Source organism: Methylobacterium sp. WSM2598 (genome assembly GCF_000379105.1).
In the GTDB taxonomy this organism is placed as follows: domain Bacteria; phylum Pseudomonadota; class Alphaproteobacteria; order Rhizobiales; family Beijerinckiaceae; genus Methylobacterium.
This window is the reverse complement of the sequence record NZ_KB900609.1, coordinates 935,048-947,189: the sequence shown is the minus strand read 5'-3', so window position 1 is coordinate 947,189 and position 12,142 is coordinate 935,048. Positions and strand designations below refer to the sequence as shown.

At 74.2% G+C, this 12,142-nt stretch carries 16 protein-coding genes; 9 read left to right on the top strand and 7 right to left on the bottom strand.

What is annotated here, in order from left to right:
* Positions 1–8: 8 nt before the first annotated feature.
* The 6 genes from MET2598_RS0104625 to MET2598_RS0104595 all read left to right on the top strand — a co-directional run bounded on the left by MET2598_RS0104625 (position 9) and on the right by MET2598_RS0104595 (position 4,847).
* Entirely contained in the window at positions 9–896 is an 888-nt protein-coding gene (locus MET2598_RS0104625; RefSeq protein WP_012333548.1) for a transporter substrate-binding domain-containing protein, read from the top strand.
* Positions 897–917: 21 nt separating this feature from the next.
* Positions 918–1,565 (top strand): glutathione S-transferase family protein, encoded by a 648-nt coding sequence (locus MET2598_RS0104620; protein WP_012333549.1) that lies wholly within the window; start codon positions 918–920, stop codon positions 1,563–1,565.
* A gap of 1,019 nt (positions 1,566–2,584) precedes the next feature.
* Positions 2,585–2,818, top strand: a complete 234-nt coding sequence (locus tag MET2598_RS0104610) for a hypothetical protein (RefSeq protein ID WP_012333550.1) — start codon at positions 2,585–2,587, stop codon at positions 2,816–2,818.
* A gap of 68 nt (positions 2,819–2,886) precedes the next feature.
* Complete coding sequence (locus MET2598_RS0104605) at positions 2,887–4,062, top strand: aminotransferase class V-fold PLP-dependent enzyme (RefSeq protein WP_018260027.1); 1,176 nt, start codon at positions 2,887–2,889, stop codon at positions 4,060–4,062.
* On the top strand, positions 4,059–4,331 hold the full coding sequence (locus MET2598_RS0104600) for a hypothetical protein (protein ID WP_012333552.1): 273 nt from the start codon (positions 4,059–4,061) through the stop codon (positions 4,329–4,331). The genes MET2598_RS0104605 and MET2598_RS0104600 overlap by 4 nt, the downstream gene beginning before the upstream one ends.
* 54 nt (positions 4,332–4,385) lie before the next feature.
* Positions 4,386–4,847 carry a YidB family protein gene (locus tag MET2598_RS0104595; protein WP_018260026.1) on the top strand — a complete coding sequence of 154 codons (462 nt, stop codon included), beginning with the start codon at positions 4,386–4,388 and terminating at the stop codon, positions 4,845–4,847.
* A 33-nt stretch (positions 4,848–4,880) separates the two neighbouring features.
* Here the strand turns inward: MET2598_RS0104595 and MET2598_RS0104590 are convergent, their stop codons facing one another.
* Together MET2598_RS0104590 and MET2598_RS0104585 are read right to left on the bottom strand one after the other, a co-directional pair.
* Positions 4,881–5,252, bottom strand: a complete 372-nt coding sequence (locus MET2598_RS0104590; RefSeq protein WP_012333554.1) for a YybH family protein — start codon at positions 5,250–5,252, stop codon at positions 4,881–4,883.
* A gap of 12 nt (positions 5,253–5,264) precedes the next feature.
* Positions 5,265–5,753, bottom strand: a complete 489-nt coding sequence (locus MET2598_RS0104585; protein ID WP_018260025.1) for an OsmC family protein — start codon at positions 5,751–5,753, stop codon at positions 5,265–5,267.
* A gap of 97 nt (positions 5,754–5,850) precedes the next feature.
* Here MET2598_RS0104585 and MET2598_RS0104580 point away from each other — a divergent pair, with 97 nt between their 5' ends.
* A complete protein-coding gene (locus MET2598_RS0104580; protein ID WP_012333556.1) occupies positions 5,851–6,897 on the top strand; it encodes a YihY/virulence factor BrkB family protein in 1,047 nt (348 codons plus the stop codon).
* 391 nt (positions 6,898–7,288) lie between these two features.
* On the opposite strand, the gene MET2598_RS0104575 is transcribed toward MET2598_RS0104580, so the two are convergent.
* The gene (locus tag MET2598_RS0104575; protein ID WP_012333557.1) at positions 7,289–7,600 is read right to left on the bottom strand and encodes a hypothetical protein; all 312 of its coding nucleotides are present in this window, start codon (positions 7,598–7,600) and stop codon (positions 7,289–7,291) included.
* A complete protein-coding gene (locus tag MET2598_RS0104570) occupies positions 7,597–8,250 on the bottom strand; it encodes an SGNH/GDSL hydrolase family protein (protein WP_012333558.1) in 654 nt (217 codons plus the stop codon). Before MET2598_RS0104570 ends, MET2598_RS0104575 begins: the two co-directional genes overlap by 4 nt.
* A 214-nt stretch (positions 8,251–8,464) precedes the next feature.
* Here MET2598_RS0104570 and MET2598_RS42610 point away from each other — a divergent pair, with 214 nt between their 5' ends.
* Both MET2598_RS42610 and MET2598_RS0104560 read left to right on the top strand, forming a co-directional pair.
* Complete coding sequence (locus MET2598_RS42610; protein ID WP_018260024.1) at positions 8,465–8,674, top strand: hypothetical protein; 210 nt, start codon at positions 8,465–8,467, stop codon at positions 8,672–8,674.
* Positions 8,671–8,940 carry a hypothetical protein gene (locus MET2598_RS0104560; RefSeq protein ID WP_012333559.1) on the top strand — a complete coding sequence of 90 codons (270 nt, stop codon included), beginning with the start codon at positions 8,671–8,673 and terminating at the stop codon, positions 8,938–8,940. Before MET2598_RS42610 ends, MET2598_RS0104560 begins: the two co-directional genes overlap by 4 nt.
* Before the next feature lie 291 nt (positions 8,941–9,231).
* Here MET2598_RS0104560 and MET2598_RS0104555 read toward each other — a convergent pair whose 3' ends face one another.
* The 3 genes from MET2598_RS0104555 to MET2598_RS0104545 all read right to left on the bottom strand — a co-directional run bounded on the left by MET2598_RS0104555 (position 9,232) and on the right by MET2598_RS0104545 (position 11,956).
* A complete protein-coding gene (locus tag MET2598_RS0104555; protein WP_012333560.1) occupies positions 9,232–9,420 on the bottom strand; it encodes a hypothetical protein in 189 nt (62 codons plus the stop codon).
* Positions 9,421–9,565: 145 nt separating this feature from the next.
* Positions 9,566–9,778: a hypothetical protein gene (locus MET2598_RS0104550; protein ID WP_026190507.1), complete on the bottom strand. Its 213-nt coding sequence runs from the start codon at positions 9,776–9,778 to the stop codon at positions 9,566–9,568.
* Positions 9,779–10,045: 267 nt separating this feature from the next.
* Positions 10,046–11,956: a transglycosylase domain-containing protein gene (locus MET2598_RS0104545; protein ID WP_018260021.1), complete on the bottom strand. Its 1,911-nt coding sequence runs from the start codon at positions 11,954–11,956 to the stop codon at positions 10,046–10,048.
* Positions 11,957–12,142: the final 186 nt, after the last annotated feature.

Below are 12,142 nucleotides of genomic sequence, written 5' to 3'. Positions count from 1 at the left end.
GGAGAGACATGACGCAAGGGAAGCGATGGACGCGGCTCGTCTCGGCGCCCAACTTGGCGCCCGTCTTGGCGCCCGTCTTGGCGCCCGTCCTGGCGCTCGCCCTCTGGTGCGGCGCGGGCCGGGCGGCCGAGCCGGTCACGATCCCGAATTTCTGGAATCCCCGCGCGCGCCTGGAGCGGCCCGAGCCGCCGCAGACGAGCCGCGCCGTCCGCTTCATCACGGACGACGAGTACCCGCCGCTGCACTTCGCCGGACCGGACGGGAACCCGACCGGCTTCTCGGTCGAACTCGCCCGGGCGGCCTGCGAGAAGCTCAACCTCACCTGCACGGTGCAGGCGCGCCGCTTCGACACGCTGCTCGACGCGCTCGCGGCCAAGGAGGGCGACGTGGTGGCGGCCGCGATCCCGCTGACTCCGGCCCTGCGCGCGAATTTCCTCGCCACGCGGCCCTATTTCCGCTGGCCCGCCCGCTTCGTCGTCCGCGCCGACAAGGGCCTGCCGGCGCCCGACGCGAAGGCGCTCGCGACCCGCAGCGTCGGCGTGGTCGCGGGGACCGCGCACGAGGCCTACCTGAAGGCGTTCTTCCGCACGACCCCGCGCGGCTTTCCCGACCTCGGCACGGCGCAGGCGGCGCTGAAGCGCGGGGAGATCGACTACCTCTTCGCGGACGGGGTGGCGCTGGCCCTCTGGCTGGGCGGCGTCGACGCCGCCGGATGCTGCGCCTTCGCGGGGGGCGACTACCTGGAGAACCGTTACTTCGGCGAGGGGATCGGCCTCGTCACCCGCAAGGAGGACGAGGTGCTCGCCCGCGCCCTCGACGACGCGCTGCAGCGCCTGTGGGACGAGGGGAAATACGCGGAACTCTACCTGCGGTTCTTTCCCGTGAGCCCGTTCTGACCGCGCCCCGAGGAGGATGCGATGACCGAGACGCTGCGCCTCTATTATTCCCCGGGTGCCTGCTCGCTGGCGCCGCACGTCGCGCTGGAGGAGACCGGGGCGCCCTTCGAGCCGGTGCGGGTGAACCTCGCGGCGGGCGAGCAGCGGCAGGCCTCCTACCTGGCGATCAACCAGAAGGGCCGGGTGCCGGCGCTGGCCGAGGGGGCCTGGGTGCTGACCGAGAACCCGGCCGTGCTGCGCTACATCGCCCGGCGCTTCCCCGAGGCGGGTCTCTGGCCGGAGGACCCGCGCGGGGAGGCGGCCTGCGCGGAGTGGCTCGCCTGGCTCGCCTCGACGGTGCACGTCGCCTACGCGCATGTCCGGCGGGCGGAGCGCTACGCCGGCGAGGAGGCGGCGATCGCCGAGGTGCAGGCCAGGGGCCGGGAAGCCTGCTTCGACCTCTGGACCATGATCGAGGTCGGGCTGTCGCGCGGCGGCTGGGCCCTGGGCGAGCGCTACAGCGTGGCCGACCCCTACCTGCTGGTGTTCTGGATCTGGGGCCGCGGCCCGGCGCTCGGCTACGAGATGGCGCGGTTGTTCCCGCACTGGACCGCCCATGCCCGGCGGATGGCCGCGCGCCCCGCGGTGCAGAGGGTGTTCGCCCGCGAGGGGTTGGCGCTGCCCGCATAATACGGGATCCGCTTGATCCAAGCGGATCCCGTCTCACACGCCTGCGCGGCGCCTGAGCGAAGCCCACATCCGCCATCCCGAAGGGATCAAGCGGATCACCAGCCCGCGCGGCGCCTGAGCGAAGCCCACATCCGCCATCCCGAAGGGATCAAGCGGATTTGGTATAAGCTGTCCGCGGGAGCGGTGCCTGGCCTGGGCGCGGGGCGGGGCGCGTGACCGGCGCCCGCCGCCGTCGCTCGCCTCGCCGCTCTCCCGAAACGGCCCGAGGGCGCGCCGATCCGAAGCCTTCCCCGACCGGCCGCCCGTCAGCCGAGGAGGTGCCGCGCGGCCCGCAGCGCCGCGTAGCCCAGGCATGCCGTCCAGATCGCCGCGAGCCCGTGACGGAGCAGTTCGCCCTCCCGGTGAATGACCCTGAGGGCTCTCTCGGCTGTCCCTGAGCGTGTCATCGGCGTGCGGCTCGCGTGGCTCCGATGCCGAGCTTGCGCTGAATTTTTCATCTTGCCGTTGGGGCGACATCTAAAATTGTCGCCGGATCCGAGATTCCGGGTTCCGGCGGGACGCCGTGAAGAACGGCACGAGGGGAGCTTCGCTCGGTCGATCAGGCAGAACCCGACGCCCGTGCCGACGGGCCGGCCCGTCGGAGGGCAGTGCCTGTGCGACGCGCCGTCCGAGCTCAGGCCTGCGGTCCGGGCCGGGTCCGCATTCCGCCTGGGGAAGCGGAGAGATCAGCGGGATTGCCCGCCGTCGCGCGAGGGCGCGTGATGGGTCTCGTCTCTCGCCGGTCGTCTCGCCGGTCGTCTCACCGGTCGTCTCGCCGGTCGTCTCGCCGGTCGTCTCGCCGGTCGTCTCGCCTTGCGTCGAATGCCGGTTCCGGGCTGGAGGCGGCCGCCGGGGGCTGCCACGGGGTGGCGTCACGCCGCCCCGCCGCCGTGCCGGGGCGCGGGCGAGACGTTAACGACCTGTTAACCATGCCTGCCCGACATCATGCGGTCCGAGCATTCTCATCCCTGTGAGGCGGCATGGGCATCGTCGAGCAGCGTGAGCGCGCCCAGCAAGCGTGGGCTTTCGCGCTGGAGCACCTCGTGAGCAAGGGCTGCGACGAGGCCGTCGCCCTCGAGACCATGAGCGAAGTGGCGTTCCAGACCTACGTCGACCGCCACGGATCGGTGGCGACGGCGAGCTATCTGCGGCTGCTGGCGCAGCAGGTCGAGGAGGCCGATCGCGAATTCGCCGCCGCCCTGATGCAGGGGTGAGGGCGTCGGCGCGGGCCGAGCGCCGAGGCGCGGGCGACCGCGACGCACCGAGGAGATCCCGGACGCCCATGACCGAGCCGCTCCCCTGCCAGCGCCCCCTGTTCGAGATCCCCGATGCGGTGAGCTACCTCGACGCCGCGGCGTGGTCCCCGATCCCGCGGCCGGTCCGCGAGGCCGGCGAGGCCGGCATGCTCACCAAGGTCAGACCCTGGGCCCATCCCCGTGAGCGGGCGGCGGGCTGGGCGGAGGAGGCCCGGGCGGCCGCCGCCGCCCTGATCGGCGCGGGCCCCGCGGACGTCGCCATCGTCGGATCGGTCAGCCACGCCATGGCCACGGCGGCCCGCAACCTCGCGCCCCCGCCGGGCAGCCGGGTCCTGCGGGTGGCCGACGAGTTCCCCTCGCACCGCTACGCCTGGGACCGGCTGGCGCAGGCGCGCGGCCTCGTCGTCGAGGAGGTGGCGCGGCCCGAGGACGGCGACTGGACGGCGGCGCTCGCGCGCGCGATCGCGCGTCCCGGCGCGCCGCCGGTCGGCGTCGCGACGCTGACGCCGCTGCACTGGGCGGACGGCGCGCTCATCGACCTCGACCGGCTCGCGCCCGCCCTGCGGGAGGCGGGCGCCGCCCTGGTCGTCGACGCCACCCAGGCGGCCGGCGCCGTCCCGATCGACGTCGCCCGGCTGCGGCCCGACTTCCTGGCCTTCCCGACCTACAAGTGGGCGCTGGGACCCTACAGCCTCGCCTTCCTGTACGCGGCGGCGCATCGGCAGGACGGCGTGCCGCTCGAGGAGAACAGCGGCAACCGGCCGCAAGCGGCCGCGGGGGCGCGGCGCTACGACAGGGGCGAGCGCGACGATCCCGTCGCCCTGCCGATGGCCGCCGCCGGCATGGGGCTGATCGCCGGCTGGGGCGTGGCCGGGGTCGCGGCGCGCCTGCGCGCCCTCACGGACCTCCTGGCGGAGGGATGCGCCGCGCTCGGCCTGCCGGTGCCGCCGCGCGCCCTGCGCGCCCCGCACATCCTCGGCATCCACCTTCCCGGCGACGAGGCCGAGCGCCTGGCCGCGTTCCTGCGGGAGCGGCAGGTCTTCGCCAGCGCCCGGCTCGGCCGCCTGCGCCTGAGCCCGCACGTCTGGGCCGACGAGGCCGACATCGCCCGCTTCCTCCACGCGCTGCGCGACGGCGTGGCGGGCGGAACGGAGGGCCGCGCGGGCCGTTCCCCAGCTCTCACGGACAGGAGAGCGGAATGAGATTCGCGGGAACGGCAGCGGCGGCGATCGTGGTCAGCGCCCTCGGCATCGGCGCGGCCGAGGCCAAGGGCTGCATCAAGGGCGCCATCATCGGCGGCGTGGCCGGGCACTACCTCGCCAACCGGGGCGTCGTCGGTGCGGTGGCGGGCTGCCTCGGCGGCCGCTACATTGCCTCCCGCAACGCCCGCCGCGAGGTCGATTACGGCGCCCGCGTCGCACCCGGCGGCTACGGCCCGGGCCGCCCGCCCCGCCGCGACTACAATTACTGAGCGAGAGGCCCCTGCGCCGGATCGTGCCGGCGCCACCGAGATGGAGAGGCAGACATGAGCGACGGCTATCCGTCCATGACGGCCCTTCTGGGCCTCCTCGCGCTGGCAGGCTACCAGAACCGGGACAAGCTCGCCGAGATGTTCGGCGGCGGGGCCCAGACCGCGCCGTCCCCCGCCCCGGCCGGGCAGGGGGGAGGCCTCGGCGGCTTCCTCGGCGGCCTCGGCGCGGGCGGGGGTGGGGGCGGCCCGGGCGGCTTCCTGCACAGCGGCCTCGGCGAGATGCTGGAGCGCTTCCAGCAGGCCGGGCAGGGTCCGGTGGTGCAATCCTGGGTGGGTCACGGCCCCAACCAGCCGATCAGCCCCCAGCAGCTCGAACAGGCGATCGGCCCCGACGTGCTGCAGGTGCTGGCGCAGCGCACCGGCCTGCCGCGGGAGGAACTCCTCGAGCGCCTGTCGCGCGACCTCCCGCAGGCGGTCGACCGCTACACGCCCGACGGCCGGGTGCCGTCCTACTGACCGGGGCGGGGGCCGCGGCCCCCGCGCCGCGGCTCATTCCTGGCGAGGGCCCGCCTCGACCTTCAACTGGTCGATGACCCAGAGCCAGGCCCCGTCCTCTCCCTGGCGGGCGACCTCGACCGAGAGGGAGCCGCGGCCCGAGCGGGCCATCGTCAGGGCGACCGGCCCGGTGCGGATGACCGGCAGCGTCTCGACCGGGGGGAAGTGGGAGCGCTTGCGCAGCAGACCCTCGTAGAAGCGGCGGATCTCCTCGTGCCCGCGCGCCACCACCTCGCCGACCGCCAGGACGGCCTCCGGGGCGTAGAGCGCGACGAGTCCCTCGACGTCGCCGGCATTCGCGCGCGCCAGGAACAGGCGCGTGAGCGCCTCGGGCTCGGCGGCGCGCTCGCGGTCGGTGTCTTGCATCACGGCACTCCCTCACGGCGTGGAACGGCCCGCCTCCGCGGGCGGATCGCCGGCGGGCCAGGCGAGGCGCCCGCCCGCCCCGTCGCGCAGCGTGACGCGGACCGGCACCCCGGCCTCCACGCTCTCCGAGACGGTGCAGAACTTGCGGAACTGCGACAGGACCTTGTCGAGGCGGTCGGCCTCGACCGCCTCCAGGGCGAGGACGATCTCGACGTCGATCGCCTCCACCCGCAGGCGGCCCTCGGCATTGCGCGCGACGCGGCAGCGCGCCGTCGCCCCCAGGCCCCGCACCTCCTGGCGGTACTTGCCGAGGGCGAAGACGAGGCTCCCGCACAGGCAGTTCGCCACGGCCGCGGTGAGCATCTGCTCGGGGCTCGGTCCCTCGCCCGTCCCGATCGGGTCCGGCTCGTCGGTCAGGAGGTCCGGCAGCCCGGTCCCGAAATCGACCAGGAACTGGTAACCCTTCAGGTGCTTCAAGGAGACGTCGAACGGGTCCGGCATCGCGGCGGCCTGGGGCGGGACGATCGTCGGGCGGATCCGACCTGGGTGAACTCCGCAGGGCCGAACCGGTTCTCTCGACGGGTGGGGCCTTTCGCCGATGGCGACGGACGATGAGGGCGGGCAGGATTGGCGCTCGGTGGGCACGCGCCGGCCGGACGCGGCCGAGCGCGAGCGGGCCCTCGCCCGGGCCCGGGAGCCCGGCCGCGGCCGCACCGCCGCGCAGCCCTCGGAGATCCCCTCGCGCGGCTGGGGCGACATCCTCTGGCGCGTGGCCTGGTCGGTGCCGCAGGACCGCGTGCTCGCGACCGCGGGCGGGGTCGCCTTCTTCGCCCTGCTCGCCGTCTTCCCGGGGCTCGCCCTGATCGTGTCGCTCTACGGGCTCGTCGCGGATCCGGGCGCCATCTACAAGCACCTGAGCCTGCTCACCGGGCTGCTGCCGCAGGCCGTCCTCGACCTCCTCGCGGCCGAACTCAGCCGGGTGGCCGGCAAGAGCACGGGCGCGCTGGGCGCCGCCTCGGGCGTGAGCCTGCTCGTCGCGTTCTGGAGCGCCAATTCGGGGGTGAGCGCCCTCTTCGACGCGCTCAACGTCATCTACAAGGAGCGGGAGAAGCGCCCGCTCCTGCACTTCTACGCCACCACCTTCCTGTTCACCCTCACGGGCGTCCTGTTCGCGCTGGTGGCGACCGGCATGGTGGTGGCCCTGCCGGTCGTGCTCAACCAGGTCGGCTTCCAATCCTACGCCAGCGATGCGGCGCTGCGCCTGCTGCGCTGGCCGGCGCTCCTCGTCCTGGTCAGCCTCGGCCTCGCGGCGATCTACCGCTACGGCCCGAGCCGGCACGAGGCCAAGTGGCGCTGGGTGACCTGGGGCAGCGGCATCGCCGCGCTGCTCTGGGTCTGCGCCTCGGCGCTCTTCTCCTGGTACGTGGCGCGCTTCGACAGCTACAACCGGATGTACGGGTCGCTCGGGGCCGGCGTCGGCTTCATGACCTGGATCTGGTTCTCCATCGTGATCGTGCTGCTCGGGGCCGAGCTCAACGCCGAGATGGAGCGGCAGACCGTGCGCGACAGCACGACCGGCCGGCCGAAGCCCCTCGGCACTCGCGACGCCCACGCGGCCGACACGGTCGGCCCGAGCCACGAGTGAGGTTGCGTGCGGCCGGCTTCGGGGGTGTTCGGGTCTTGTGCCGGGCCGAGGCCGGGACACCGCGCTCCGCCCGGCTGCCGGCATCGCCCGGCCGTGGTCTGACCTTCGCGGTCATGCGGGCCAGAGAGGCCGGTGGCCTCGGGCCATCGCTCGGGTTCCGGCAGGGTCGGCGTGACGGACGTCGACAGGTCCTTGGTCTCTCATGCGACATCCGACGGATTGCGTCGCCATCTCCGATTTCGGCCATGCGGATGTCGGCGTCGCTCAGGCGCCGCGCGGGCTTGGCATACCCAATCCGCTCGATCCCTTCGGGATGGCGGATTGGGGCTTCGCTCACGCGCCGTGCGGGCTTGGCAGACGCTGTCCGGACGTGATCGTCCGGAGAAGCGGATCAGAGCAGCCGGATCGCCTGGGCGCGCACCACGATGCTGTCCTGGCGGAACCGGGCCTCCAGCTCGCGCCGGTACCGCGCCCACCAAGCCGGGTCGAGGTCGTCGCACATCACCTCGAATACCACGATGTCGTCGTGCGACCGCCCCTTCCCGTCCTGCCAGACGCCCTCGGCCGGGCCGCGGCTGTAGGCGGTCACGCCCCCGAAGGTGCCGGCGAGTTCGTCCCGCACGCCCGCATAGGCGGAGCCCGGAAAGGGGCGTCCCTCGTTGTCGGAGAGGGGGAGGAGGATCTGGACCAGGGTCGCGCTCATCGGCTCGCATCTCCCCGCTCAGGGCCGCTCCGGCGCGGGGCGCGGCGCACCGGCTCGCCCCGGACCAGCGCGGCGATCGCGGCCGCGATCTTCTCGCCGCCGCGGACCGAGGGCTCGATCGGATTGGCGAAATCCGCGTCCTCGTCGCAGAGGACGCGCAGGTCGATCAGCGGCAGATCCCGCGCCCAGGCCTCGCGGGTGACGACGTCGTTGAGCACGGCCAGCGCGGCCGAGGCCACGCGGCGATACGCGGGGTCCGCGTAGCGCGGATCGTAGATCGTGCAGAGGCAGGTCGGCGTGCCGCGGGCCAGGACCGCGTCCAGCATGGCGCGGTACTGGGCCCGGAACCCGTCGCGCGCGTCGGCGAGGGCGCCGACCGCCTCGGCGACCGAGCCGGCCGGCCGGACGAGCAGCGCGGAGGCCCGCAGGGCGTCGTTGCCGCCCGCGCTGACCACGAGGTGCGTCCCGTCGGGCGGGACCCCCGCGAGCTGCCGCGCGACGTCCGCCAGGACCGCGCCGTCCAGGGCGCAGAGCGTCGCCCGTCCCTCCGGCGCGAGGGCGGCGCGCAGCTGCCGCACCACGTCCGGACCGCCGCCCACGTAGGCGGCGTTGTCGAAGACCGAATCACCGAGGAGGACGACGTGGTGCATGAACCTCTCGCCTGGGCGGACGGGGCGGGCCCGGGATCCGCCAGCGCGCGAGGGCGTTGCCCTGTTCCATGCACCTCTTCCTCGACTGCGACGGCGTGCTGGCGGATGTCGACGCGGGGGCGACCCGCATGCGCGGCTGCCCGCCGCGGGAGTCCGAGCGCCGCCACGACCTCGCCCGGTTCTGGGCCGCGCTGGCCCGGGCGCCGAAGCGGCGATGGGCGCGGCCCGGCACTTCCCCGGCACGCGGATCATCACCTGCATGGCGGCCGACGAGCGGCACCCTTGCCGGGCGGGCGACGTCCTCGTCGACGACGCGCCGCGCCACCGCCACCTCCGGGAGGGGGCGGGCGGCGTCTTCATCCATCACCGCTCGGCCCGCGCCTCCCTCGCGGCGCCGGCGGCCATCGCCGGGACGAATCCATGACGCGTGAGCGGAGCGTGACCACGGGCGACGGCACCGCCTGGACCTGCCTCGAAGCCTATGCGGGTCTCGCCGAGACCGCGGATCGCGCCGAGACCGCGGATCGTGCCCTCGCGACGCGCCGCGATGACGGGAGGCGTGCGGTGGTGTGCACGCCCTCGGGCGGCGCGCACTCGGTCCGGCTGAGCCTGCCCGCCGGGTGGGAGGAGGATGTCGCCGACGCGGATCTCGCCGCGGCGATCGAGGCGCAGCACCCGCGCGAGCCCTGATGCGACATCCGGCGGATTGCGTCGCCATCTCCCATTTCGGCCATGCGGATGTCGGCTCGGTCAAGCGCCGCGCGGCCGCGCAGGGGCTCCGCTCCGGGCGGGCTCGGCCGTCGCCGGGCCGCCGGGCGCCGCGGGCAGCCCGCAGCGCTTCGGTACGCTGGCGAACGGATCTCCGCCCCCGCGCGCGAACGCGCCGGCGCGACCCCGCATTGGGACCGTCGGAGCCATCCGGCTCCCGTTTCGGTCCCACTGCCGGCCGGGCCATGCCCGCGCCGGCATTTCTTTGGCCCGCTACGGCGTCGCCTTGTCGTTCAGCCTCGTGATCGTGAAGGGGGTGAACGTCGCTCTGCCGGCGCCCGCGCCGGTCGGTCGCGCGCCGACGGGAGCCTGTTGCGACCCGGCACCGCCCGCCACGTGATCGAGCGCGTCGTCCCGAAGCTCGTCCCGGCGCGGGCGCGGCGTGGGCTGCTCACGATGCATGTCACCCTCCTCCGGGGTCGATCGAGACCCGGAAGGCTAGCACGCGGCCCGGCCGAGGGCGTGCGGCCCGGCACCGACCGGCACCGGGCCCGGCGCTCCGGCCGCGAGGTCCGAATCCTCCGCCGGGTGCTCGCGCGCCGGCCCCTCAATGGAGAGTGTGCGGGTTGGTGACCGGGCGCTCGTCGCGGAATTCCTGCACGACCGCGAGCATTTCAAGAGAGTTCGCAAGCTCGGCCGCAGCCTCGCGCGACATGCCGGTCTGCTCTCGCCCATTCAGGCGGACTGGTTCATTCGTCTTGGCCGCGTGAACGCTCCAGCCATCGTGTGTCTTTCGCACGATATAGCTCCGGTTCGGCATGAAGTTCCTCCGGCTGAACGCTCTCCTAGGTGTGTTGCCTGCCGATGCCGGCGACAAGGGGCCGAACAGCGCCTGCACACTTGGGCAGCGCTGCCACCTCTCGTACCTTGGTCCGGGGTCTGCGGGTTCGCGTGACCGTCGCGACGCGCCGAATTGCGCAGGATACATTCAAGTTTTCACGACATGCCGGACGTCATCGGGATCGGGCCCGCTCCGCGGCGCAGAATCGGGCCGGCGGGGGACGATCAGGCCGACCGGCATCGCGCCTCACCAGGGCTCCCACGGCAGCGGCAGGGGCGCGCGCGGGCCGGGCGCCGGCCGGGCCGGCGGCGACAGGCGCGCCTCGGCCGCCCGGCGCGGTCCCGCCGCGACGCGGCCGGGCGGGGGCTCGCGCGCGGGCCCGCGCGCCCGGCCGGCGCGCGCCTCGACGATCTCGCTCACGCTCGTCTCGACGCGGCGGAAATATGCGGCGGGCGCGTCCTTGCCGGCCAGCACCTCGCCGGCGGCGTCCCGCCGCCGTCCCATCCAGACGCCCAGCACCCGCCCCTCGCTCCAGCCGACGAACCACGCATCGGCATTGCCCGTGGAGGTGCCGGTCTTGCCGTAGGCCTCCCGCGAGCCGAGCCCGGCGTTGCGGCCGGTCCCGGAGCGCACGACCTCGCGCAGGATGCGGCGGGTCGGCGGGATGCAGCGCGCCGGGACGGCCCGCGCGCGCGCCGGGTCGAGGAAGCGCGCCCGCACCTGGCCGCGCCCGTCGACCACGGCGAGTACCCCGGTCGGCGCGACGCGGTAGCCGCCGTTCGCGATGGCCGCGTAGGCCGCCGTCACGGCCATCACGCTCGTCGCGTAGGAGCCGAGGACGAAGCCCGCATCCGGGTTCGGCCCCGGATCGAGGCCGAGCCGGCGGCTCGCCTCCGCCACGCGCGGCACCCCGATCTCCCGGGCGAGCCGCACGGACGCGGCGTTGCGCGAGGAGGCGACCGCCTCCAGCAGCGTCGTCTCGCCCCGGTAGCCGAGATGCCCGTTGGACGGCCACGTGTCGGTCAGCGGCAGGTCCAGCACCCGGCTCTCCGGCGACAGGCCCGCCTCGCAGGCCGCGACGAGGAGCGGCAGCTTCGCGGTCGAGCCGGGCTGAACGCTCGTCTTCACGGCCGCGTTGAAGGGGCGGCGCGCCCAATCGAGGCCGCCGATCATCGCGCGCACCCGCCCGTCGGGGCTCATCATCACGGCCCCGGCCTCGTAGGCGGGCGGGATCGCGCCGCTGCCCGCCATCTCGGCGAGCCGCGCCTCGGCCGCCTGCTGAAAGCGCGGATCGAGCGTGACGAAGAACCGGAGCGTCTCGCCCTCCTGCATGGTGCGCGGCGCGAAGCTCTGCACGACCCACTCGGTGAAGGGCTGGGCCTGGATCGCGAAGTCCGGCATCGACCCGGGCCGCACCCCGGTCCGCTCGGCCCGCAGGCGCTCGGCCTCGCTGATCCTGCCCTGCTCGACCATCAGGCGCAGGACGAGGCGCGCCCGCGCGTAGGCGCGCTCGCGGGTCGCCTCCCTCAGCGGGTTGAAGCGGGCGGGCGCCTGCACCATGCCGGCGAGGAGCGCGCACTCGAACAGGGTCAGGTCGCGCGGCTCCTTGCCGAAATAGTGGCGGCTCGCCCGGTAGAGCCCGACGATCTCGCGGCCGCCGAACTCGATCTGGTTGAGGTAGGCCGCGAGCAGCTCCTGCTTGCCCACGGCACCGTCGAAGGTGCCGGCGTGCCAGACCTCGGAGCCTTTCCGCTCCAGCTTGCTGAGGAAGTCCCGGCCCTGGAGGTCGTGGAAGACGAGGTTCTTGAGGAGCTGCATCGGGATGGTGCTGCCGCCGCGGCTCAGGCCGCCGCGCAGCACGGCGGCGAGGGCGATCAGGTCGACGCCCCCGTGCTCCAGGTAGCGGCGATCCTCGACGGCGATGATCGCCTTCTTCATCGCCTCCGGAATCTCGTTCGGCCGCAGCACCACGGGGCAGCGGCAATAGGCGTCGAAGCCCGTCGCCGTGCGGGTGACCATCACCTGCGGGGCGGCGACGAGCGCGCGCAGCTCCGCGGGTTTGAGGTCCCAGAAGGACGGGGTCTCGGGGGTTTCGGCGCGCGCCGGACCGGCGAGCGCGGCCGCGCAGAGCAGGGCGAGGCCGACGGAGCGGCGCATGTCTCGACTCCAGGGCCGTCCCGCGGAGGGACACGGCCACGGCTGGAGCAGGTGTGATCGCGCCGGGCGTTCGACAAGGGTGGGGGCGGCGGCGCGTCGGCTCCGCCCCCTCGCGACTCCGGTCCGGCCCGCGGCGTGACGCCCCGGCGCTTGCACTCCCGGATCGAGAACATATAGTGAACATAT

Bases quoted from the DNA above. Each gene is read 5' to 3' on its own strand.
- MET2598_RS0104545 (WP_018260021.1), bottom strand. From the start codon at position 11,956: ATGCGCCGCTCCGTCGGCCTCGCCCTGCTCTGCGCGGCCGCGCTCGCC.
- MET2598_RS0104595 (WP_018260026.1), top strand. From the start codon at position 4,386: ATGAGCGACGGCTATCCGTCCATGACGGCCCTTCTGGGCCTCCTCGCG.
- MET2598_RS0104610 (WP_012333550.1), top strand. From the start codon at position 2,585: ATGGGCATCGTCGAGCAGCGTGAGCGCGCCCAGCAAGCGTGGGCTTTC.
- MET2598_RS0104575 (WP_012333557.1), bottom strand. From the start codon at position 7,600: ATGAGCGCGACCCTGGTCCAGATCCTCCTCCCCCTCTCCGACAACGAG.
- MET2598_RS42610 (WP_018260024.1), top strand. From the start codon at position 8,465: ATGGGCGCGGCCCGGCACTTCCCCGGCACGCGGATCATCACCTGCATG.
- MET2598_RS0104590 (WP_012333554.1), bottom strand. From the start codon at position 5,252: ATGCAAGACACCGACCGCGAGCGCGCCGCCGAGCCCGAGGCGCTCACG.
- MET2598_RS0104600 (WP_012333552.1), top strand. From the start codon at position 4,059: ATGAGATTCGCGGGAACGGCAGCGGCGGCGATCGTGGTCAGCGCCCTC.
- MET2598_RS0104605 (WP_018260027.1), top strand. From the start codon at position 2,887: ATGACCGAGCCGCTCCCCTGCCAGCGCCCCCTGTTCGAGATCCCCGAT.
- MET2598_RS0104625 (WP_012333548.1), top strand. From the start codon at position 9: ATGACGCAAGGGAAGCGATGGACGCGGCTCGTCTCGGCGCCCAACTTG.
- MET2598_RS0104580 (WP_012333556.1), top strand. From the start codon at position 5,851: ATGGCGACGGACGATGAGGGCGGGCAGGATTGGCGCTCGGTGGGCACG.
- MET2598_RS0104560 (WP_012333559.1), top strand. From the start codon at position 8,671: ATGACGCGTGAGCGGAGCGTGACCACGGGCGACGGCACCGCCTGGACC.
- MET2598_RS0104550 (WP_026190507.1), bottom strand. From the start codon at position 9,778: ATGCCGAACCGGAGCTATATCGTGCGAAAGACACACGATGGCTGGAGC.
- MET2598_RS0104570 (WP_012333558.1), bottom strand. From the start codon at position 8,250: ATGCACCACGTCGTCCTCCTCGGTGATTCGGTCTTCGACAACGCCGCC.
- MET2598_RS0104620 (WP_012333549.1), top strand. From the start codon at position 918: ATGACCGAGACGCTGCGCCTCTATTATTCCCCGGGTGCCTGCTCGCTG.
- MET2598_RS0104555 (WP_012333560.1), bottom strand. From the start codon at position 9,420: ATGCATCGTGAGCAGCCCACGCCGCGCCCGCGCCGGGACGAGCTTCGG.
- MET2598_RS0104585 (WP_018260025.1), bottom strand. From the start codon at position 5,753: ATGCCGGACCCGTTCGACGTCTCCTTGAAGCACCTGAAGGGTTACCAG.